The 23,773-nt window shown below is 44.4% G+C and carries 16 protein-coding genes and 2 pseudogenes; 8 read left to right on the forward strand and 10 right to left on the reverse strand.

Annotated features, from left to right (window positions below; all coding sequences use genetic code 11):
- The 3 genes and pseudogenes from ACED53_RS09275 to speA form a co-directional block, all read right to left on the reverse strand.
- Positions 1-3,682: retention module-containing protein (locus tag ACED53_RS09275; RefSeq protein ID WP_371692782.1), on the reverse strand; the 3,682-nt coding region annotated here is incomplete at its 3' end.
- Positions 3,683-4,407: 725 nt separating this feature from the next.
- Entirely contained in the window at positions 4,408-5,334 is a 927-nt protein-coding gene (speB, locus tag ACED53_RS09280; protein ID WP_102579950.1) for an agmatinase, read from the reverse strand.
- Positions 5,334-7,223 (reverse strand): annotated as a pseudogene (gene speA / locus ACED53_RS09285) (arginine decarboxylase). Before speA ends, speB begins: the two are co-directional and overlap by 1 nt.
- A gap of 579 nt (positions 7,224-7,802) precedes the next feature.
- Between speA and ACED53_RS09290 the strand changes: the two are divergent.
- From ACED53_RS09290 to ACED53_RS09305, 4 genes and pseudogenes are all read left to right on the forward strand, one after another.
- Positions 7,803-9,239 carry a coniferyl aldehyde dehydrogenase gene (locus ACED53_RS09290; RefSeq protein ID WP_017100128.1) on the forward strand — a complete coding sequence of 479 codons (1,437 nt, stop codon included), beginning with the start codon at positions 7,803-7,805 and terminating at the stop codon, positions 9,237-9,239.
- The gene (locus tag ACED53_RS09295; RefSeq protein ID WP_017100129.1) at positions 9,236-9,814 is read left to right on the forward strand and encodes a TetR/AcrR family transcriptional regulator; all 579 of its coding nucleotides are present in this window, start codon (positions 9,236-9,238) and stop codon (positions 9,812-9,814) included. The genes ACED53_RS09290 and ACED53_RS09295 overlap by 4 nt, the downstream gene beginning before the upstream one ends.
- 492 nt (positions 9,815-10,306) lie before the next feature.
- Positions 10,307-11,897, forward strand: a pseudogene (locus tag ACED53_RS09300) (ABC-F family ATP-binding cassette domain-containing protein).
- A gap of 204 nt (positions 11,898-12,101) precedes the next feature.
- Positions 12,102-13,250, forward strand: coding sequence for a leucine-rich repeat-containing protein kinase family protein (locus tag ACED53_RS09305; protein ID WP_032499071.1), 1,149 nt, complete (start codon positions 12,102-12,104; stop codon positions 13,248-13,250).
- Positions 13,251-13,355: 105 nt separating this feature from the next.
- Here the strand turns inward: ACED53_RS09305 and ACED53_RS09310 are convergent, their stop codons facing one another.
- From ACED53_RS09310 to ACED53_RS09340, 7 genes are all read right to left on the reverse strand, one after another.
- On the reverse strand, positions 13,356-13,790 hold the full coding sequence (locus ACED53_RS09310) for a hypothetical protein (RefSeq protein WP_017100130.1): 435 nt from the start codon (positions 13,788-13,790) through the stop codon (positions 13,356-13,358).
- 40 nt (positions 13,791-13,830) lie between these two features.
- Complete coding sequence (gene yqfB, locus ACED53_RS09315) at positions 13,831-14,148, reverse strand: N(4)-acetylcytidine aminohydrolase (protein WP_017100131.1); 318 nt, start codon at positions 14,146-14,148, stop codon at positions 13,831-13,833.
- Between the two features lie 168 nt (positions 14,149-14,316).
- On the reverse strand, positions 14,317-14,670 hold the full coding sequence (gene rplT / locus ACED53_RS09320) for a 50S ribosomal protein L20 (protein ID WP_004733517.1): 354 nt from the start codon (positions 14,668-14,670) through the stop codon (positions 14,317-14,319).
- Between the two features lie 42 nt (positions 14,671-14,712).
- A complete protein-coding gene (gene rpmI, locus ACED53_RS09325; protein ID WP_004738430.1) occupies positions 14,713-14,907 on the reverse strand; it encodes a 50S ribosomal protein L35 in 195 nt (64 codons plus the stop codon).
- 104 nt (positions 14,908-15,011) lie between these two features.
- Complete coding sequence (infC, locus tag ACED53_RS09330) at positions 15,012-15,563, reverse strand: translation initiation factor IF-3 (RefSeq protein ID WP_077680304.1); 552 nt, start codon at positions 15,561-15,563, stop codon at positions 15,012-15,014.
- A 2-nt stretch (positions 15,564-15,565) separates the two neighbouring features.
- Entirely contained in the window at positions 15,566-17,494 is a 1,929-nt protein-coding gene (thrS, locus tag ACED53_RS09335) for a threonine--tRNA ligase (RefSeq protein WP_029223062.1), read from the reverse strand.
- A 384-nt stretch (positions 17,495-17,878) separates the two neighbouring features.
- A complete protein-coding gene (locus ACED53_RS09340; protein WP_017099839.1) occupies positions 17,879-18,622 on the reverse strand; it encodes a sporulation protein in 744 nt (247 codons plus the stop codon).
- Between the two features lie 181 nt (positions 18,623-18,803).
- Here ACED53_RS09340 and hutC point away from each other — a divergent pair, with 181 nt between their 5' ends.
- The 4 genes from hutC to hutU all read left to right on the forward strand — a co-directional run bounded on the left by hutC (position 18,804) and on the right by hutU (position 23,759).
- Positions 18,804-19,517 carry a histidine utilization repressor gene (hutC, locus tag ACED53_RS09345; RefSeq protein WP_017099838.1) on the forward strand — a complete coding sequence of 238 codons (714 nt, stop codon included), beginning with the start codon at positions 18,804-18,806 and terminating at the stop codon, positions 19,515-19,517.
- Positions 19,518-19,630: 113 nt separating this feature from the next.
- Positions 19,631-20,881: an imidazolonepropionase gene (gene hutI, locus ACED53_RS09350; protein WP_029225354.1), complete on the forward strand. Its 1,251-nt coding sequence runs from the start codon at positions 19,631-19,633 to the stop codon at positions 20,879-20,881.
- Positions 20,868-21,932 (forward strand): formimidoylglutamase, encoded by a 1,065-nt coding sequence (hutG, locus tag ACED53_RS09355; RefSeq protein ID WP_017099836.1) that lies wholly within the window; start codon positions 20,868-20,870, stop codon positions 21,930-21,932. The genes hutI and hutG overlap by 14 nt, the downstream gene beginning before the upstream one ends.
- A gap of 132 nt (positions 21,933-22,064) precedes the next feature.
- Positions 22,065-23,759, forward strand: a complete 1,695-nt coding sequence (gene hutU / locus ACED53_RS09360; RefSeq protein ID WP_017078666.1) for a urocanate hydratase — start codon at positions 22,065-22,067, stop codon at positions 23,757-23,759.
- Positions 23,760-23,773: the final 14 nt, after the last annotated feature.

Raw genomic sequence — 23,773 nt, forward strand, 5'->3', positions numbered from 1 at the left:
TTCTAAGTTGTCCGTCATAAACGAACTGAGTGATTGTTGCACCATCTGCACTTTGCACTGGCATCACATCAACAGTGCCAGTCGTAACAACACCAGCAGCCAAATCAGCCACCGTTGGCTCAGTAATGGTTAACGTTTGGTTTTGCATGCCTTGCACATCATCGCTGACCGTCACTTTCAACGGCGACATCAATGAATCATCACCATCACGATCGACCGCGTAAACGGGTAAATCAAAGCTCAATTCATTATTTGCTTGGCCATCAGCATGATCTAATGCTTCAAGTAGAGTAAAGGTGTACTCACCCACCGTGCTGGTAGAGAAGCTAATAGTAAAGACCGGAACTTCTGGGTTGGCTCCATCTTTCACAAAGCCGATATACGCACCAGTCGTGTTTGGATCAGCTTTAAGCTCAACGACCAACCCGCCCGATTTAAGCGCGTCGTTCGTGTTGAATTGAGCAGGGTCGATACGGAACTTGACGACATCATCACTTTGATTGGTAAACTGAATAGTCTCAGTTTGACTCACAGGAACATTGCTTGCTGCCGAGCCATCTGTAAGGTTAGATTCTGATAGCGTGACGCTTGGAATAGTATTGATGATTGGAATATCACCATCGGTGATGGTCAAAGTAACGGTGGATGTCACCGGATCTTTATCAAAGTCACTTGACGTCACCACGATCGTCTTAACGATATCTTCGCTGCTTGTGTGGTTTAAATCGCGATTGGGTTCAAAGCGTATTTCACCTTCAAGGGTAACAAACAGCTTTCCCTCAGGCACAGTGATAAGCTGCTCTCCCGTTAAGCCCTGATTCAAGGTGTAAACGGTATTATCATACGTGATCTGGGTAATGGTCGCGCCATCAGCACTCTGATCAGGCATCACATCAATGGTGGCAGTCGTCACCTTACCAGCAGCCAAATCCGCAACCGTCGGTTCAACAATATTGAGCACACCATCTTTCATGATTTGCACATCATCACCGATGGTCATTGTAAGCGGGGAAATTTGCGAGCTATCGCCATCAGTGTCCACGGCATAAACAGGCAGTTCAAAGCTCAGATCGTTATTTGCAAGGCCATCTTCATGATCTAACGCTTCAAGCAGCGTGAAGGTGTATTCCCCTAATGTACTTGTAGAAAAGCTAATCGTGAATACTGGGACATCAGGGTTTACCCCATCGTTAACAAAACCTATGTAAGTACCTGAGTTCTGGGGGTCTTCCTTGAGTTCAACGACAAGCCCATTCGATTTGAGCGTATCATTAGAATTGAACAAGTTTGGATCAATTCGAAAACTCGCGACATCATCACTACCGGCTGTAAACGTAATCGTTTCAGTGGCGCTAACCGCATTTCCGCTTGGCGAAGATCCATCACCAAGATTCGTTTCAGATAATGTCACTGGTGGAACTAGGTTAATTACCGGATCTTGGCCATCAGTAATACTAAGATCAAGCGTTGAAAAGCTCTCGTCGCCATCAGCATCTTCAGCTAAAAAGGCAAATTGTTTTACTATGGTTTCGCTGCTTGAGTGGTTGATATCACGAGCGACTTCAAAACTAAAATCACCATTGAGTGAAATCGTTGCAACCCCTTCTGTAAATGGGAAAGTTTGTGCCGCATCTGGGAGTAGATTTTGGTCTAACTTGTATTCGACCCCATCGTAAGACAATGATTGGATTGTCGAACCATCCGCACCCTCAAAGTTGAATAGATTATAAGAAACAACAGTATCACCCGCCAAAGTCGGTTCATCGACGGAAACGACATTATCGATGAGTTCGACCACATCATCTTTTACACTGATTAAGATCTCAGCAGCTTCTGGTGTGTTTGACCCACCAGACAGTGCAGAGCGGTCACCATCCGCGTCAACCGCGTAAATGGGCAATACAAAGGTTAGCAACTCACCTTCAGCACCTTGGTGTGAAAGCGATTCGTACAGAGTAAATTCATAATTCCCCAATGATGGACTATCGACTTTAACGTCAAAGACCGTAATTCGAGATCCATTGACCTCAACATAACCTTCATACGTTCTCACATCATTGGTTTGACTAACTAACTCTAATTGAACGGCAGCACCATTGGAAACCAAGGCTCCCGCTGTATTAAATTCAGTCGGTTCAAGTTCGTAATGGTCAATAATGTCACTTTCAAAAACACTTGCTGTGATACTGCCAATACCACCTACTGGGGTTGTTCCTTCTTGTGAGCCACCAACAATGCCTGACTCATCAACATCGATGCCATCAACATTAATAATGAACGGGCTATCACCATCAGAGATATCAACCTTAATCGTATTCGTTACGACATCCTGGTCAAAATCGGTAACCGTAATCGGTAGAGAGAATGAAAGCGTGTCGGAGCTCACTTCTTCTATTGGTTTAAACTGTTGGAAATTATATGTGCCATCGGTATCGAGGGAGATTGTGAGAACAACCTCACCTCTCCCTTGAATAGACAGAGTGATCGTTGTTCCGTCATCAGACAGTCTTGCAACCGTATTTTGGTTATCACTGAGCAGCCCATCAAACTCTTCTAACGCACTTGCATCAAAGACAGCAGATTGAAGTTTATCACTTCCAATATTAGAAAAAGTGCCTTCAATAGGTGCACTACTCGTTTCTACATTATTGATATTCACGCTTTCAGCAGACGGATTCACTCCGTCAAATAAAGTAACCAGCGCATTAATTGGTGATGCTATTGGGTTTCCTGCGGAGTCTTCACCTTGAATATCAAAAGCAAAGTTAATTTGATCGCCAGTATAAGAAACCTGCCCACCACCGATAGACGGAACATGATCAATAGATTGAGAAATCGTGGTGGTTAATGAGATATCGATATTATTGCCAACACTAGTAGCATCAATATCGATACGTAATACTTCGTCAGTACCTTGAACACCAACAATGGAATTCGTTACCGAGTCGTAAGTAAACGTGACAACTTGGCCGCTTGATGTAATGTCGTTATTAAGCTCACTTAGGAGTGAAGCAAGGGAGAGTGTGTCTGGGACAAAAGAATCTGGGTCTAGAGCTAAACTGCCCGCAATAATCGTTTCTGTGGTCGTAATAGATTGGGGGTAGGTATTGCCAGAAATAGAACCTTCAGTGACTGATTCGCTGATCGATTGACCACCAGCTGAACGTGTGATCGTTCTAAATTCCTCTCGAGTTTCCTCTACCTCTTCTTTCGCAAGCCCTGATGTCTCAAAGAATGTCGAGGGCTGAGTTTGAATATTATTGTATTCAATCGTAACAAAGCCAGCATTTGCAGAGCCTAGCCCTTCACCAGCAGCCGTTGCTTCCAAAATTTCAGTAGGATCGGCGCCGCCTAAAATAGCTTCTTGGATTGCCGCAATATCATCGTCAGTAAAGGCTCCGTCGTCAGATTGCTCTAAATCGAAGTTGACCTCTCCGGCGATTGGGGCATCTGCCCAAGACAATTCTTGGTCAATACATCCAACACAATTATCGCCAACCAGAACCTCACCATTTGGAACACCCAATACAAGTTCTGCATTATTTGCGGTAATGACTATCTCATTTTCACGGATGATATCGCCAACTAGAACTTTTTTTGGGCTGCCGTCAGGTGTTACTACAACCACATCCCCACTTACTGCTTCAACAACCGCAGCTTGGCGCGAAACCTCAATATCCATATATCCCCCGTTATCACAAGCACTCTTATCTAGAGCTGTACAAATTATTTTTGTTAATCATTACAGGCTTTAATCAAATTCATACTTACCCCTCATCAATGGCCAATCTTTTGTTGTGCCTCTTCGAGTTGAAAAGAGATAAGTATTTAACCTGTTTTTTTTATAGTTTACTTACTGTTAAGCCTAGTCTTCCCCATAAAAAATGCCATGTCTGTGCTAAGAGACTCCTTTTCACAAATTCACTTATTCTCTATGGATTTCTAAAACACAAATTAAACGTTAGTAGTGCATTGATTTATATGCAAATAAACTCACAGCGATGTTACATCTCTTTAATCCTATAAAGATATACAGGAATAAAGTAGATAAATCATGAGCGAATATAAGACATTGCTTGAGGCAAACGATGTGATAGCAATAAAGCAGAGAGTAGTCCCAAACTTGAGACAATGTTCAGCACAAAGCGGATGAAAAACCATTTATTAAGCGTATATTTCCCCAATTTCATATATGCCCATCAACATATTAAGGTGCTATGGAGGAACAATAGTCATGACTTATCATTGGATATACACATATCAAAAGGAATACGTTTTAGGACAAAACAATAGATACAAAAAAGCCGCCCGAGTTTAACTCGGGCGGCTTTTAGAAGATCATGTACCGCAATATGGTGTTTATCTGTAAAACGAGATTGTCACGTTCAACATGGCTCGCTAACTATTTTATTTTGTTAAACGATTTGCCGTCCAAACGTAAAGCAGCTCAAGTGCGATAGTTGCACCAGCTAGAGCGGTAATTTCGCTTTGGTCATAGGCTGGAGACACTTCTACTACATCCATACCAACCATGTTGATACCTTGTAAGCCACGGATGATTTTGAGCACTTTATCTGAATTCAAACCACCACACACTGGTGTCCCAGTACCCGGAGCAAACGCAGGGTCTAGACAGTCAATATCAAACGTTACATAAACAGGTTTGTCGCCAACAATACCTTTTACTTGAGCAATGATCTCATCCACGCTCATGTCATTCGCTTGCATCGCATTAATAACATTAAAGCCGTGACCTTCCTGCTTATACTCTGTACGAATACCTATTTGCACAGAATGCTCAGGCGAGATTAGCCCCTCATTTGGCGCATGGTAGAACATGGTGCCGTGATCGTAACGACTGCCCTGACTGTAAGTATCAGTGTGCGCGTCAAAATGAATCAGAGCCATCTCACCGTACTTCTTGCCGTATGCTCTTAGCAAAGGCAGTGTAATGAAGTGATCGCCACCTAAACCTAACAGTGTTTTACCACTGTTTAGAATCGCATCAGCGGCTGCTTCTAAACGCTGAGTTAAGTCTTCAGCATCACCGCAATCAAACACAAGATCGCCAGCATCAATCACCGAGGTGTGTTCAAATACATTGAAGTCCCAAGGAAACTTTTTGCCTTCCCACGTCAAGTTTACCGACGCACGACGAATCGCATCAGGTCCCATACGAGCGCCCGGACGACCCGACGTCGCCATATCTAACGGCGCGCCCAACACAACCACATCAGCATCGTGATCAATTGGGTTCTGTACCAATGGGCGACGCATAAACGTCATCGCGTTGGAGTACAGCGAGTAATCTGGTTTGGTAAATAGATCGTTCATTAAAAATCCTCAAGATAGGTGTAACCCATCAAGCCTTGCTCTAACTCTTCAAGTACGCTTTGCTGCTCTTGTGCTGGTACTTTCGCTGTGACCAAATCTTTGTAGTTCTGACGAATCAGATCTGTATCGATGTGAACATAACGCATCATGTCTTCAACCGTATCGCCTTCGTTGATGTAGTCGATATTCGCTTCACCACTTTCATCAACATTCACCACTACACTGTGGGTATCACCAAATAGGTTATGCATATCACCCAAGATCTCTTGGTATGCGCCTACTAAGAAAAAGCCCATCAGGTATGGTTCATCTGGGTTCCATGCAGGAACTGGCAGAGTCGTTTCAATACCTTGACCATCAACATACTGGTCAATCGTACCGTCAGAATCACAAGTAATATCCAATACTACAGCGCGTCGCTCGTCCGCATTATCCAAACCACTTAGAGGCAATACAGGGAATACCTGATCGATACCCCACGCATCTGGTAAAGATTGGAACAGCGAGAAGTTCACGAAGAACTTGTCGGCTAAACGCTCGCTCAACTCATCCAAAATAGGACGGTGATAACGGTTCTTAGTACTCATACGAGAACTAAGTTCATAGTTAATACGCAAAGACATCTGCTCTGCCCAAGCACGGTGCTGAAGATTCAGCATACCTGTGGCAAATTGATTGTGCGCTTCTGCGATATCACTCTGCGTGTCGTTGTAGATCTCAATCAGCGCGCGGTCATCATTACCCGCATCTAGCTCTAAGAAATTCTTCCACATGTTGTTTAGCAACATTGGTGCGTCAGCTTCAGGCGCAGCCATATCTTCCGGAGAATAGCTTTCTGTACCGATCACGTTAGTAACAAGCACAGCATGATGCGCAGTCAACGAACGACCAGATTCAGAAATGATCACAGGTTGAGGCTGATTGTAGAGCTTACAAATATCCCCTACTGTCATTACGATGTTGCGAGCGTACTCAAGCAAGCCGTAGTTCATTGAGTTTGAAGACTGGCTACGTGTGCCGTCGTAATCGACCGCCAAACCGCCACCAACGTCTAAGAACTTCAGTTGAGCACCGATATCACGCAGTTCACAGTAAAAACGAGCCGCTTCACTCACACCATTTCGTACATCACGAATATTCGCCATTTGCGAGCCAAGGTGGAAGTGTACTAGCTCTAGAACATCCAGTTGATCTTCTGCTTTCAAGCGTTCAATAACGGTCAATACTTGTGATGCAGACAAACCGAATTTCGACTTCTCACCACCACTTGCTTGCCATTTACCTGCGCCTTGAGAAGCAAGACGAATACGTAAACCTAAACGAGGTTTCACGCCAAGCGCTTTCGCTTCAGAAAGAACAAGATCAAGCTCAGATAGCTTCTCTAGAACGATAAATACTTTATGACCCAGCTTTTCGCCAATAAGAGCAAGACGGATGTATTCTCTGTCTTTGTAACCGTTACACACGATCACCGAGCTCGCTTTTTGAGCCAGTGCCAATACCGCTAATAATTCAGGCTTGCTGCCCGCCTCTAGGCCTAGCTGCTTTTGCTCTAATTGAGCTTGGCTCGCTAAGATCTCATCAACCACTTCTTTTTGTTGGTTAACTTTAATCGGGTAAACAAGCAAGTAACGGTTGTCATACTGATATTCATCGATCGCTTGGTTAAATGCGTTACAGATATTGTGCACACGTTGATGCACTATTTAAGGAAAACGCACAAGAGCAGGCAAACCAATATTTCTCTGCTCTAACTGTTTTACGATCTGACTTAGCGGAACTTGATGATCGGTTTCGCTCGGTGATACATACACCTCGCCATTATCATCAATTCCATAAAAACCTTGGCTCCAGTGCTTTACATTATACTCAGCACGGATGCGTTCCAAATTAACCGAATTTTCCAATTCTAGAGACCTCACACTATAGGGCCATCGACAGAAGATACCTCATTGGAATAGCGAGGTATAACCCAACAAAAAACGTTCGAAAACGATTTGTTGGCTGCATTAACCGATATTATTAAGAGTGAGTCCAACCATTGATATTTGTGGTTACGATTACGTTTTTTTATCGTCGACCCGACTTAAAGTGACAGGTAAGGTATTACAAGGTTTTAGGCCAAAAAACAGGCTGAAGCGCATTAGATTTAAAGCACTTTCTAACAAAGAATCAGGTGAATAAAATACCAAAGACACATAAAATTCTTAGCTAATCTGGTCAAGTTAAGTCAGGGTTGTGACAAATATGCGCACTTCCCAATCTGAACTCTCGCTATCACAAACACAACTTGTATCCCGTGATTCGATACCTATAAACACTTCGTTCTTCCAACTAAAACTCGCTCACTTCAATGTTGTAGCCGCTCAATTATTGAACTTTTCTCGTGCATATCTTGTATTCGATTCAATCTTCTTGTAATTTTAACCGACCAACCAATCGGTCAGCTTTCGAATTTAGGGGATACTATGAGCCATAATCTAGACCTTGAACCAACCACGTCGAACATCAACGACATGGATCAAATATTCAACCGACAAAAAGATCACTACCGCAGTAATGTTAATCCAGCGCTTGAGCAGAGAAGAAAAGACCTCTCAAAATTAAAAGCGTTGCTAATGCGCTACCAAGGGCAATTGATTGATGCGGTGTCTGAAGATTATGGCCATCGAGCAAAACACGACAGCTTGATTGCTGATATCACCCCTTCTCTTCACCAGATCAATTACAGCATGAAGAACCTTAAGAAGTGGTTGAAGCCATCTCGCAGAAAAGCAGGATTAATGCTTACGCCCGCGAAAATCACCGTTCATTATCAGCCAGTGGGTGTTGTCGGTATCATTGTTCCTTGGAACTTCCCGGTGATGCTCTCTTTAGGTCCTCTCATCACTGCGTTAGCGGCGGGCAACACTGCAATGCTCAAGATGTCCGAGTTTACTCCTGCGACCAACCGAGTTTTAAAATCCATGCTGGCCGAAGGCTTTAGTGAAGATCAAGTCGCGATTATCGAAGGCGAAGCTGACGTTTCCGCTAAATTTAGCCAGCTCCCGTTTGACCATATTCTATTTACTGGCTCGACCTCTGTGGGTAAGCACGTCATGAGAGCAGCAGCCGATAACTTAACGCCTGTAACCTTGGAATTGGGCGGCAAGTCTCCAACGATTATTGCTCCCGACTTTGATGTGGCTGACGCCGTTGAACGCATCCTGTTTGCAAAAAGCTTGAACGCTGGCCAGATTTGCGTGGCGCCCGATTACATCTTATTACCACGAGAAAAAGTCGACGCGTTCATCACAGCTTATAAGCTGTACTTCAAAAAGCTGTATAAAGCAGGCATTGAGAGCAAAGACTTAACTTCAGTGATCGATATGCGTCAATACAATCGTTTGAAGGGAGTGATTACAGATGCTCAATCTAAAGGCGCAGTTGTTCACACTGTCACCGAGCAAGCACAAGACGATGTGAACCACAGAATGACGCCACACCTTCTAACCGAAGTGAACGACGACATGCTCGCAATGCAAGAAGAGTTGTTTGGCCCCGTACTGCCTATCGTTCCTTATGATTCTATTGAAGAAGCGATCAGCTACATCACAGCAAGAGAACGTCCACTTGCTCTGTATCTGATGAGTCATGATAAGCAAACCCAAGACCAGTTCTTATCAAATACACATTCTGGCGGTGTTTGTATTAACGACTCGCTAGTGCATGTGGCGGCAGAAGATGCGCCGTTCGGTGGCATTGGTCCTTCAGGCATGGGACACTACCACGGCATTGAAGGCTTTAAGACCTTTAGCCATGGCAAAACCGTTCTAAGTAGAGGAAAAATTAACTTCACCAAGTTAATGCACCCTCCTTACAACAACCCAATTAAAAAGATTCTGTTCAAAGTACTAAATAGATGATTACGAAAAGGCAAAAAATCCTAGATGCTGCACTCCTGCTTTTTTCTCAGCAAGGGCTAGAGGGCACATCTACAGGACAAATAGCGAAAACAGCAGGCGTCGCAAAAGCGACACTGTTTCACCACTTCGAGAACAAATCTCTACTGATTGATGAACTGTTTCGTGAACTGAAAATAGAGCTATTTTCTACCCTTGACCAGCACACAGAAATCGCTGAACAAGATCGCTACCAAGCCTTTAAGTTCATGTGGATCACAGGGCTTGAATGGGCGCTAGAAAATCCAGTTGCGATGAAGTTTTTCACCAATGTTCATTTCGACCCAACGACTCAAACTCGAGAAGTCATCGTCTCAAAGATGTTCGCATCGTTAGACGAGATCATTTTGAAAGGACAGGAAACTGGTGAGCTGACGGTGTTAGACATCAACCTTGTTAGGCACTTCATCCACAGCCACTTTTTGATTTGTGCAAACTGGTTGACTGAGCAGAATGAGTTACCACCAGAGCAGTCAGCCAAGTACATCAGCGATAGCTTTGACATGTGCTGGCGTGCCGTCGGTGGGCAAAACCTGTAATTTCCACATTCGTTGAAGCCCTTGCTTTCAAAGAACACTCTAAAGCGCCTCATGGCTATATCTATATATAGGCATGAGGCGCTTTAATTATTTGGATACATTTTAATCACACCACCATATTGACTTTAAGCACTCTCTTTCAGTAACATCCCACCATCATTTCAAAAGAGAATAACGCCATAATGAAGTACTAACATCCTGACATCCGATTTATTTTTATAAAAATCATTTGGACACTCGGGGTTAGTGGGCGTTACTTCGTCATCTATTTTCGCGACAAATCAAGCTCTTAAAGATCCGTTTTTTGACAAGCTACATCTTTAAGATCAGTACCTTAAAGACAGAAATCAGATCAGCACTCTATTTCCTATCTTTGATTGGTACGCTACCTAAGTAACGTCTTGGCGATCTATTCTTAGACTCCTATGTTGGAGTCTATGTAGAAAAGCGCCTCACCCCTTTTACTCGTTTACACGTAAAGGGAGGTATTTTATGCCTACTATATTAGCCAACAATCTCTCATTCCAACTCGATACTGGTGAGTGGTTATTCAAAGACATCACCTTTAGTTTGAGCAGTCGCCTGACAGGCTTAGTCGGAAGAAATGGGGCTGGAAAGTCACTACTGCTTTCGTTACTGGTCGGGCAAACACAACCCACATCAGGCAGTGTTTCCAAACAAGGCTCGATCGGCTTTTACTCCCAGTTGCCATCAACGCTACTGGATTCCGCCACCACCATCGCTGACTTCTTAGGGCTCACCGAAAAGTTAGACGCATTGCACGCCATAGAGCAAGGCAGTTGCGAACTTCAGCACTTCAGCACTTCAGCACTTCAATATCGTTGGCGAGGATTGGGATTTACAAGCGAACACGAAGCAACTTTTAGCCACATTGAAAATAACCAGTGGGTTAACCACGCCGTGCCATACATTGAGTGGTGGGCAACTCGCCCTTTTACAGCTTCATCGGTTATTCGCATCAAACCACGACATACTGATTCTCGACGAACCTACAAACCATTTGGATAACGAAGGGCGCAATTGGTTACTAGAACAATGCCAGTTGTTTGAAGGAAAAGTACTTGTCGTCAGTCACGATCGAAGCTTGTTGAGACACATGGAAGGGATCTATCACCTCAACAGTTTGGGCATGCGTTTCTATAAAGGGAATTACGATGATTACTTCACGCAAATGTCGAGTCAAAGTGAAGCACTGGACAAGCAGATAACGCATCACCAATCGGAGAAGAAACGACTCGAGCGCCAAGCTCAGACTAACAAGGAAAAAGCACAACAACGTGAATCTCAAGGTAACCAACTCCGAAAATCAGGTAGCCAACCCAAGATATTATTGGATGCAATGAAAGATAAAGCAGGACGAACCCAAGGAGCATCGGCAACAAGCCACAGGAACTTAAAGGATCAAAACCAACATAAACTTCAATCTCTTAAAGAACAACAAGAGCAACTGAAGCCACAAGCGTTATACCTACAACAAGCGGATGCTACTAAAAAACACTCACTATTAACCGTTGAAGAGTGTCTCCTAAATTTTGGTTCTGGTGCTCCTATTAGCTTCTCTCTATCACAAGGGGAACGATGCTATCTAACCGGGGCTAACGGGTGCGGAAAATCGACACTGTTAAAAGCCATTCATGACCAACACTCGAACTATATTGGATCCATTAAGCGCTTAGGGGCGACGGTATACTTGGATCAACACTTTGGCCTGTTGGACACCAACGACACCATGTTCGATAGTTTGATGACACACAGCTTTGGGTTAACAGAAAGTGACGCTCGAACCTTGTTGGCAGGGATTGGATTCAGACGAGACTCTGTATTCCGAAAAGTGGCTTATTTAAGTGGTGGTGAAAAAATGAAACTGGCGATGTTGATCGTTAGCCACAAACAAGACACCCCACTTCTATTGCTCGATGAACCGGACAGCCATCTAGACATCGACTCAAAGCAAGTATTGGCGTCCGCTTTACGTGAATACCAAGGCGCATTTATCTTGGTGAGTCATGATGCTGATTTTGTTAAGGAGGTCGGCGTCAGCCAAAACCATATACGACTTTAACCTTCGTAAATTCGTTCACTTAGTGTAGTTAAGCGAGCATCGCTCCGGTGCTCGCCTTTCTCGATTGAGACAAGTAAACTACACGCCTCGAACATCTATTCATAAGGCTAAGGTTTGCATACTCTAGAACAACTTAAATCAGGACAACTTAAAGGGATTAAGCACTTAAAACTGTCAGCAGAGCTCACTGAATTTCCATAAGAGATCTTAGAGCTTGCCGATTCTCTAGAGGTTCTAGACCTTTATGGAAACCAACTATCAAGCTTACCAGACGAGCTATCACAGCTGACTAACCTGCGTATCATCTTCGCGTCGAATAACCTGTTCACGCACCTTCCTGATGTTCTAGGTACTCTTCCTAAGCTCGAAATGGTTGGCTTCAAATCTAATCAAATTAAAACCGTCAGCGAGCAATCTTTACCTGCTCAATTACGTTGGTTGATCCTGACAGACAATGCAATCGAGGTTCTCCCTCACTCACTAGGTGAAAGACCACGCCTGAAAAAGCTCGCATTGGCAGGTAACAAGATTCGTGTTTTACCAGAAAGTATGGAAAAGCTATCAAACCTTGAACTGGTTCGTCTGTCTGCAAACCAACTGACTGAATTCCCAGAGTTCCTTATCAAGCTACCAAAACTGGCTTGGTTAGCGTTTGCGGGTAACCCATTTTGCAAACATCCAAGTAGCTTAGATAGCGTGCCTGCCGTAAGCTCGCAATGCTACTCACTCAATCAAGTGCTGGGCCAAGGTGCGTCTGGTGTAATTTCTCATGCTAACTGGTTAAACGGTGACTTTGATTTCCCACAAGAAGTGGCGGTTAAAGTATTCAAAGGCGAAGTGACCAGTGACGGTTACCCACATGATGAACTTGAAGCATGTCTTCAAGCAGGCCAACATAGCAACCTAGTGAAGTCTATCGCACAAGTTGATGAAGAGAACTACCTAGCATTGGTGATGGAGCTTATCCCGAGCAACTATTACAACCTAGGTTTGCCCCCTACTCTTGAAAGCTGCACTCGCGATACGTTCAACGAAGGCTTCGAGCTTTCAATTGCTCAGATCAATAGCATTACCGAACAGATGATTGATGTGTTTGAACATCTTCATGCCAACAAAGTTTGTCATGGTGATCTATACGCACACAACACTTTAGTGAATGAGCAAGGTCAGATGATCTTTGGCGACTTTGGAGCGGCAACTATCTACGGTTATCTGACTGAAGAGCAACAACAAGGCATTCGCCGAATTGAAGCGCGTGCACTGAAGTACTTTATTGAAGACCTATTGGCGGTATGTACAAAGCAAGACCAAGACAGCGAACTTTATACTCGATTGGCGAACTTCGAAGCTTAATGGCCTAACTTAATAGCGCGTTGATTAGAAGTACTCAGTCGAATTGAAAACAACAAAGCCAACATCACTGTTGGCTTTTTATTTGCTCATAAAACGAATCAGCGTTTAGCTTTCAACTTGAACAAGCTTCAAGTACGAATGTAGCTCACCGTTCTTATACTCAACCGCAGAATGGATATTAAGGTCTTTACACGCGACAACATCAAACTGGTAACGATTGTCACCTTTATTGATTTCGACTTGCAGCAGCCCGCTTTTCAGCAACCAATGACCTTGGGTTTCAAATCGGTCAAACAAACGATATTCCGTTAGACTACCATCAGAATGAAAGTGAACCTCGGTAATGTACCCTGCTGGGCAACTTTTTACCCAAGTCCGCCCTAAGACATCTTCTTCAACAAAGTTTCTTTTGCTCTCGCACCACTTTAAATAATCGGCACTCTCGCTCAGTTCACTATCAAGGTCATTCTTAGACAGTAACGTTTGCTCTTGCTGTTCACGACAGTAAAGCTGAAGCAGTGTCTGCTGGTTATTACTCATTAATCGCCATCCCTAGCTAGTCAATCTAATCCAATCAGGCTTAAGCTACCAACTCATAAGAAACCACATACAGTTGAGAGATACCCGGATAGATATCTTGAATCACACCCTTGAGGACTTCTAGCGTCATGTTCTCTTGCTCCGCATGGAACTCACCTAAGTCATCAAACAAGATTGGTTCTACACTAATGATCTTAAGATTACAGAATACACGTCCCTGCTCTAGCGTTGATACTTCTACAACGCTACCTGGTTGGTAATTGCGCTCAGATTCATCGCGAATAGTAATCGTCTTCTTGCCAGAAAGGATGTCAGTTTCAAAACGTTCGAAGAACGTCATAGTAGTCGGTGCGGTCATTTATCTCGGTCGCTTAACATTTAAAGGTTAGGTAAATGTTTATATACCAGAATGCTTGTTCAAGCGAATAAAAATTAGATGCGAGAGAATGCGGCAAAGCCAAATAGCAGGCAATAAAAAAGGAGAACCGAAGTTCTCCTTTTATTAAACCTTTAAGCTAACTCTAAATTATAGAGATGCTTTCGCTTTTTCAACTAGAACAGCAAATGCTGCTTTGTCGAATACTGCGATGTCAGCAAGAATCTTACGGTCGATCTCGATAGATGCTTTCTTAAGGCCATTGATGAAACGGCTGTAAGATAGACCATTTTGACGAGATGCCGCGTTGATACGTGCAATCCAAAGTTGACGGAATTGACGTTTCTTGTTGCGACGGTCACGGTAAGCGTATTGACCAGCTTTGGTAACTGCTTGGAAAGCTACGCGGTAAACACGTGAACGTGCTCCGTAGTAACCTTTAGCTTGTTTTAGAACTTTCTTATGACGTGCACGAGCTTGTACACCACGTTTTACGCGAGGCATTATGCTTCTCCTAAACTAAACGAATTTATAAACTAAAAAGAATTAAGCGTATGGCATCATACGTAGAACTTGAGCAACTTCACATTTAGGAAGGATCGAGTTCGGACGTAGCTGACGCTTGTTCTTAGTAGTACGCTTAGTCAGGATGTGACGTTTACCAGCGTGCTTAAACTTAATACCACCAGCAGTTTTCTGGAAACGCTTAGCAGCACCTTTGTTGGTTTTCATCTTAGGCATGATGAATAACTCCGCATTGTTGAGTTGTTAATAACATAGTAATTAGGGCGAATAAAACCCCGCAACCTGAGGCTGCAGGGTTTAATTACTTGCAAAGCCGTTAATTACTTCTTTTTAGGGGCCAACACCATGATCATCTGGCGACCTTCAATTCTCGTTGGGAAAGATTCGACAACTGCAAATTCTTCAGTATCTACTTTCAAACGATTAAGAACGTCAACACCGATTTCTTGGTGAGCCATTTCGCGGCCACGGAAGCGAATTGTTACCTTCACTTTGTTGCCGTCTTCAAGGAAACCAGTCAGGTTGCGTAGTTTTACCTGATAGTCTCCAATATCAGTTCCAGGTCGGAATTTAATTTCCTTGATCTGAACCTGCTTTTGCTTTTTCTTCTGCTCTTTCGCAGCTTTGCTCTTCTCGAAGAGGAACTTACCGTAGTCCATCACACGACAAACTGGCGGCTCGGCGTTAGGGCTGATCTCTACAAGATCCATACCAGCTTCATTTGCAGCTTCCATCGCTTCAGCGATTGTTACTACACCAACAGCTTCGCCGTCTGCGCCAGTTAGACGCACTTCACGAACGCCACGAATGTCACCGTTTAAACGGTGCTGGTTTTGTTTGGCCGGTTGTTGGCCACGTCTTCCGCCTTTAATAGCTATTCCTCCAGATTGAGCTTACGGCTTGAAACCTCGGCTTGGATGTATGAAATAAAGTCATCCACTTTAAATTTGCCAAGGTCCTTACCTTTACGTGTACGTACTGCAATTTCGCCGGCTTCCATTTCTTGGTCACCACACACAAGCATGAACGGTACACGTTTCAAAGTATGTTCGCGGATTTTAAAGCCAATCTTCTCATTTCTCAAGTCTGCTTTGACTCTAAATCCACTTTTTTGCAGTTTTTTCGCAATTTCTTGTACATATTCAGACTGTTTGTCTGTAATGCCCATAACAATTGCTTGTTCTGGCGCCAACCACGTTGGGAAGAAGCCAGCGTATTCTTCAATAAGAATACCGATGAAGCGTTCTAGTGAACCTAAAATCGCGCGGTGAATCATAACTGGCGTGTGACGCTCGTTATCTTCACCGACGTAAGTTGCACCTAAACGTTCTGGTAATGCAAAATCGAGCTGCACTGTACCACATTGCCATGCGCGGTCCAAACAATCATGCAAAGTAAATTCAATCTTAGGTCCGTAGAACGCGCCCTCGCCTTCTTGAATCTCGTATGCAATCTCCATCGCCTCAAGCGCTTGCTTAAGATCGGCCTCTGCACGGTCCCACATTTCGTCTGAACCTACACGCTGTTCTGGACGAGTAGATAGCTTAACAACGATGTTTTCAAAACCGAAAGTTGTGTAAGTATCGTAAACCATTTCAATACAAGCTTTAACTTCTTGCTGAACTTGGTCTTCAGTACAGAATACGTGAGCATCATCTTGAGTGAAGCCACGAACACGCATAATGCCGTGAAGTGCGCCAGACGGCTCGTTACGGTGACATGAGCCAAACTCAGCCATACGTAGCGGTAGATCACGGTAAGATTTCAAACCTTGATTAAAGATTTGAACGTGACCAGGACAGTTCATTGGCTTGATCGCGTATTCACGGTTCTCTGAAGAAGTCGTGAACATCGCTTCAGCGTACTTATCCCAGTGACCAGAACGTTCCCAAAGAACACGGTCCATCATTAATGGGCCTTTTACTTCCTGGTAATCGTACTCAGTCAGCTTCTGACGAATAAATACTTCTAGCTCACGGAAGATAGTCCAACCGTTGTGATGCCAGAACACCATGCCTGGTGCTTCTTGCTGCATGTGGAATAGATCTAAGTGCTTACCGATTTTACGGTGATCACGCTTAGCCGCTTCTTCTAGGCGCACTAGGTGAGCCTTAAGCGCTTTCTTGTCATGGAATGCAGTGCCGTAGATACGTTGAAGCATCTTGTTGTCACTGTTACCACGCCAGTAAGCACCTGCTACGTTAAGTAGTGTGAAGTGTTGGCAGAAGCCCATATGTGGAACGTGGGGACCACGACACATATCGATGTATTCTTCATGATGGTACAGGCCTGGACGATCGTCTTTAGAAACGTTCTCATCCAAGATTTCGATTTTGTAAGTCTCGCCGCGAGCTTCGAATGCGTCACGCGCTTCCTGCCAGCTAACTTTCTTCTTAACAACCTGATACTTGGTCTTCGCTAGCTCTTTCATACGCTTTTCAATCTTTTCTAGATCTTCTTGCGTTAGAGAGTGCTCAAGGTCGATATCGTAGTAGAAACCGTTATCAATAGTAGGACCGATCGCCATTTTCGCTTCTGGAAAAAGCTGCTTAATCGCGTGACCTAAAAGGTGAGCACAAGAGTGACGAACGATCTCAAGGCCATCAACTTCATCTTTAGCTGTGATGATTTCTAGGCTTGCATCGTTTTCGATAAGATCACAAGCATCAACACGCTCGCCATCTACACGACCAGCAATGGTTGCTTTCGCAAGACCAGGACCGATTGATAGGGCAACATCTAGAGTTGATACAGGGTTGTCAAATTGACGCTGACTACCGTCAGGAAGAGTAATAATTGGCATTATTTGTCCTTTACAGTGGTGTTGCACACCAAGCAACACATGAAAATGTTTAATATATGTTTTTCAACCAACAAGTATGTTGATCGGAGATATATGCATAATAAAGATACCCACATAGAAGCAAATACAGATGCCCCATTTGTGAGTAGCCGAACATTGTAACGAAATTATATGAAATGACAATGTTAGTCCCACAGCGCCACAAAAACTACATAACTTAAATGTCTCTTCTATACAGGGCCTTCTAACACCCTAAGCTAACGTTCAATGATTGATTCTTTGTCTTTATTTACAAACAAAAAAGCCGAACGGTTAAGCTCGGCTTTAGAAGTTGTATTGTCTTATCTCTATTAATCGACAGAGCGACTACTAACAGAGAGTTAACTACGCACTCATGATTCTTGATACAGCGTTGCGAATATCTGAGTCGGCTGCGTTAGCTGGCAAGCTGAATGAGATATATTGGTCGCCACGAAAGCTCATTGAGCGGTCGATTTCTGCTAGGCAGTGAACCATTGAGCCTTCAACGATGAATGATAGCTCGATCTCTTTATTATTCGTAAAGCCGCCGCTACGAAATTCAATCTCTTGGTAACAGCCAGAGCGAGAAGCAAAGCTGTTGCCTTTCAAGAAGCCCTTCTCTACGTCTGCTTTCACCATTGCCATACCCGATGCTTCCACACCTTGGATAATTTTAGCGACTGTTGGCAGTGGATGAACGGAGATAAAGTCACGGTCTTTAGGATCAATCGCGAAGCCGATATCTAGGTTGGTTTCAACCCACACATGGCATTGGTTCATTTGTGCGTTCAACGCGGTAACTGGCGTTTCATCATTTAACTTAAGACGGAATGGCACCAATTTGGTTTCACCCGGTTGGATCACGAAAGGCTCTACGGCTTGAATACGACCCAGTGAAAAAGTTTCGTAGCTGGTGCTGTCTTCCGTTTCGACTTTTACTTCTGTGTTGAGAACCAAGTTAATCAGGTCGATTTGTTGCTCAACGTCACCACCAACAATGTGAACATTGCCAGACAACTCTCCACCTTGGAAAACTTCAATATTATCTAAGACGGTATCAACCTTTGCTGCACCGATGCCCAACGAGGCCTTTAATTTCTTAAACATATTATTTCCCTTTCTAATTATCTGATTTACGAATAGTTATTGCGTGACAATTTGCGACACTTGCCTCACAGAATCAAGCAATTTGCCCCATCTATGTTGAATAAGGTCACATTGCCCGAGGAAATGTTGAAATCGTGAAAAATTCCGTTACTCTATTTGTATAGTCAAATAAGGTTTCATTATGTCGAAAGCGCCGCTCTACCTTCAGATAAAACAGTTCATAGATGACAAGATCAACAGTGGTCACTGGCCAGTGGGTTACCAGATAACCACAGAACTCGAACTTACCGAGCAGTTCAATGTGAGTCGAATGACGGTCAATAAAGCGATTCGAGATTTGGTGTCTGAAGGCAAGCTCATCAGGAAACCAAGACTGGGGACTTTTGTTTGTGAACCAGACGAAAAAGCGCAATCTCCGTTGCTTGATATCAACAACATCGCGCAAGAGATCAAAGACCGAGGCCAAACGTATACTAGCCAAGTTATCAAGCACGATAGTATCAAGGCTGATGAAAGCACGGCTACACGGTTAGGTGTGATGATTAACGCAGAAGTGTTCTATAGTGAAATCATACACTTTGCCGACAACGCACCGATTCAATTGGAAGCGCGCTGGGTGAACTCTCAAGCCGCTCCAAAATACCTAGAGCAAGACTTTTCAACCTCTACCCCCAATGAATACCTTTCAAAAAGCTGCCCGTTGAGTGCTATCGAGCATACGGTTGAAGCCATTATTCCTGACTCTCAAATTAGAACGTCACTAAAACTTTCTGAATCAGAGCCTTGCCTGCTTTTGAATAGAAGAACATGGAGCAAAGAACGGCTCATCAGCTTTGCATTGCTCTACCATCCCGGTTCTAAGTACAAATTAAGCTCCAAGATACTTCTAGATTAAAGAACATCATCCTGATCGCCGATCACATTTTTGCAACATCAACTTGATTCGGGTCAGCGTTTAGCCTATTTATTTGTATATACATTTAATATTTAGCAAAGATCTAGGTGATTATGAATTTGATCCTCAAAAACGCACGAGTGGTCTCCATGAGCTCGGGAGCCGATGGTTATCAGCCCTCTTCCCCTCAAGATATCGTTATCGAAAGCGGTAAAATCGTGTCCATCTCTTGTTCAAACCAAGGCGTACTTGCTTCTGAGTTAGAACAAGTAAGTATTGATGGTTCTTTGGATTACATCACCTATGATTGCAAAAACAAGTTAGTCACCCCTGGGCTGATTGATTGCCACACTCACCTCGTATTTGCGGGTAATCGTGCCAATGAATTTGAGCAGCGTTTGAATGGTGTGTCTTACACCGACATCGCCAAGCAAGGCGGCGGCATTCTAGCGACAGTCACTGCAACACGCGCAGCGCAAGAGTCTGAGCTGGTTGAAATGGCTTTGCCTAGACTCGATGGTCTACTAAGAAGTGGCGTAACCAGCATCGAAGTAAAATCTGGCTATGGTTTAACACTTGATGATGAACTCAAAATGTTACGCGCAGCCAAAGCGTTAGAGAATCATCGTCGAATTAAGATCACCACCACTCTCCTTGCAGCGCATGCTGTGCCACCTGAATATAAAGAACAACCGGACAGCTATATCGATTTGGTTTGCCAAGAGATCATTCCTAAAGCTGCAGAGCAAGGGCTCGCCGATGCTGTTGACGTGTTTTGCGAATCTATCGGCTTCAACCTAGAACAAACCGAACGTGTATTTGCAACAGCCAAAGCACATGGCCTCGCGATTAAAGGCCACACTGAACAACTTTCGAATATGGGTGGTAGCGCACTTGCAGCAAAATACGGCGCACTCTCTGTTGACCATGTTGAGTACTTAGATGAAACCGGAGTAAAAGCACTGGCAGAATCAGGCACAGTTGCCACCTTGCTACCCGGCGCTTTCTATTTCTTGAAAGAGACTCAACAGCCACCTATCGCCCTACTTCGTGAACACAAGATTCCAATGGCGATCGCGACCGACCTAAACCCCGGCACTTCTCCCTTTGCTGATTTAACGCTGATGATGAACATGAGCTGCACCCTGTTTGGTACGACGCCTGAAGAAGCGCTGCGCGGTGTAACTTGTAACGCAGCCGCTGCCATTGGCGATTCACAAACTAAAGGCAAAGTCGAAGTAGGTTATGCCGCTGATTTGGCTATCTGGAATCTCGAGCACCCAGCAGATCTGAGCTATCAAGTTGGTGTTCCTCATCTGCATAAACGCATTGTTAATGGCGAGGTGTGTCATGACTCAATCTAAATCCAACGGCATCCAAGATAATGCAGCAACCACACATAACTTTGTATGGACTGGGCGTAATGATCTTGAAGATGGCGCACTCGGTACTCGCGTTCATCACATTACCAAACAAGTTCAAAGTAGCGATTTAAGTAACGAGCTGACTGACGGTGCTATCGCCTTGGTAGGCTTTGCCAGCGATGCTGGAGTTGCAAGAAATAAAGGACGCGTAGGCGCGAAACAAGCACCTAACCTGATTCGCCAAGCGTTGGCTAATATGGCTTGGCACAGTGACGCGCACATCGCGGATCTCGGTGATATCGAGTGCAATGATGGCCAACTTGAAGTCAGTCAAAAACAGTGTGCTTCGGTTATTGCCAATGCTTTATCAACCAACAAAGTGATTACCCTTGGCGGTGGTCACGAGGTTGCTTGGGCATCGTTCCAAGGTCTTGCGGAACATCTACATAAAACGGAACACCGACATAAAGCTCAACACCTTGATAAAGGTCAGCCAGAACGCAAACCTAAAATAGGCATCGTTAACTTTGATGCTCACTTTGATCTTCGAGAATTCGAAAGCGACATTGCTGATGTTAAACCCAGTTCGGGTACGCCTTTCAACCAGATTAGCGATTACTGCCATACACATCAGTGGCCTTTTCATTACGCTTGTCTTGGTGTGAGTGCGGCTAGTAATACCAAAGCGCTGTTTAATAAAGCAGACCAACTGGGCGTTTGGTATGAACACGACCGCAACATGACCCAAGTAAACCAAGTCGCTCAACTGGTTAAGTTACAAAAATTCATCGCTGAGTGTGATTACCTCTATCTCACTATCGATCTAGACGTATTTCCAGCGGCGACTGCGCCGGGCGTCAGTGCACCAGCGGCAAGAGGCGTGAGCTATGAAGCACTCGCTCCTTTTCTAGAACAGATTTTCCAACACAGTGAAAAACTCATTATCGCGGACATTGCGGAATACAACCCAGACTACGACGTCGATGGCCAAACGGCTCGATTGGCGGCACGTTTGTGTTGGGATATTGCCTCTGCAATGGCCAGCGACTAATCCAGCTATACCGATAACTACAGCTATACCGATAACTACAACTACAACTACAACTACAGCTACAACTACAACTACAACTACAACTACAACTACAACTACAACGATATAACGTGAAACAGAAGGAATTCCAAAATGACGGAACACCACAACAGTGACCCTCGTCTCGACACGACTCGCGAAATTCGCGCACCTCATGGCACCACATTGCGCGCTAAATCTTGGTTAACAGAAGCACCACTGCGTATGCTGATGAATAACCTAGACCCTGATGTGGCAGAACATCCACATGCACTGGTTGTGTATGGCGGTATCGGTCGCGCGGCACGTGATTGGAAATGTTATGACAAGATTGTTGAAGTATTAGAGCGTTTAGAAGACGACCAAACGTTACTTGTTCAATCAGGTAAGCCTGTAGGCGTGTTCCCGACTCATAAAAACGCACCCCGCGTACTGATCGCGAATTCTAACCTTGTTCCACACTGGGCGAATTGGGAACACTTCAACGAGCTCGATAAAGAAGGCTTGATGATGTACGGTCAAATGACAGCAGGTAGCTGGATTTACATTGGCTCTCAAGGCATCGTTCAAGGTACTTATGAAACGTTTGTCGCTATCGCGAAGAAGCATTTCCAAGGCGAAGCAAACGGTAAGTGGGTTCTAACGGGTGGTCTTGGCGGCATGGGTGGTGCTCAACCTCTCGCAGCTACAATGGCTGGCTTCTCGATGATTGCGGTTGAATGTGATGAATCACGAATCGATTACCGCTTGCGTACAGGCTATGTAGACAAAAAAGCCACCAGCATCGATGAAGCGATGGCAATGATTAAAGAATCAGACACACCTATCTCTGTTGGCTTACTTGGTAACGCAGCAGACGTATTCCCAGAGCTAGTTGAACGCAATATCACGCCAGACGTAGTGACTGACCAAACCTCTGCCCACGATCCACTGAACGGCTATTTACCTCAAGGTTGGACGATGGAGAAAGCAGCTCAAGAGCGTACCATTGATGAAGCTAAAGTTGTGAAAGCCGCTAAGCAGTCCATGGCCATTCAAGTACAAGCTATGCTAGATCTTCAGTACCGTGGCGCTGCGACCGTAGATTACGGCAACAACATTCGCCAAATGGCACTGGAAGAAGGTGTAGAAAACGCATTTGATTTCCCAGGTTTCGTTCCAGCCTATATACGACCTTTATTTTGCGAGGGCGTCGGTCCGTTCCGTTGGGCTGCCCTTTCTGGCGACCCAGAAGACATCTACAAAACAGACCAAAAAGTAAAAGAACTGATTCCTGACAACCCACATCTACATAACTGGCTAGATATGGCGCGTGAACGCATTCAGTTCCAAGGCCTACCAGCTCGTATCTGTTGGGTTGGATTGAAAGATCGTGAACGTTTAGGACAAGCATTCAATGAAATGGTGAAAAATGGCGAACTGAAAGCACCCGTTGTTATCGGTCGTGACCACCTAGATTCGGGCTCAGTAGCAAGCCCGAACCGCGAAACAGAAGGCATGATGGATGGCTCTGATGCAGTTTCTGATTGGCCTCTTTTGAATGCCCTTCTGAACACAGCTGGTGGCGCAACATGGGTTTCTCTGCACCATGGCGGCGGCGTTGGCATGGGCTTCTCACAACACTCGGGTATGGTGATTTGTTGTGACGGTAGCGAAGATGCATCACAACGTATTGCTCGTGTACTTCACAATGATCCGGCTACTGGCGTTATGCGTCATGCTGATGCGGGTTACGATATTGCCAAGCAGTGTGCTAAAGAGCAGAAGCTTGATTTACCTATGCTAAACGAAGAACTTCGTCGCCTTTAATGTCTGGAGAAAAC

This window comes from Vibrio sp. 1F169 (genome assembly GCF_041439605.1).
Taxonomy (GTDB): Bacteria; Pseudomonadota; Gammaproteobacteria; order Enterobacterales; family Vibrionaceae; genus Vibrio; species Vibrio tasmaniensis_A.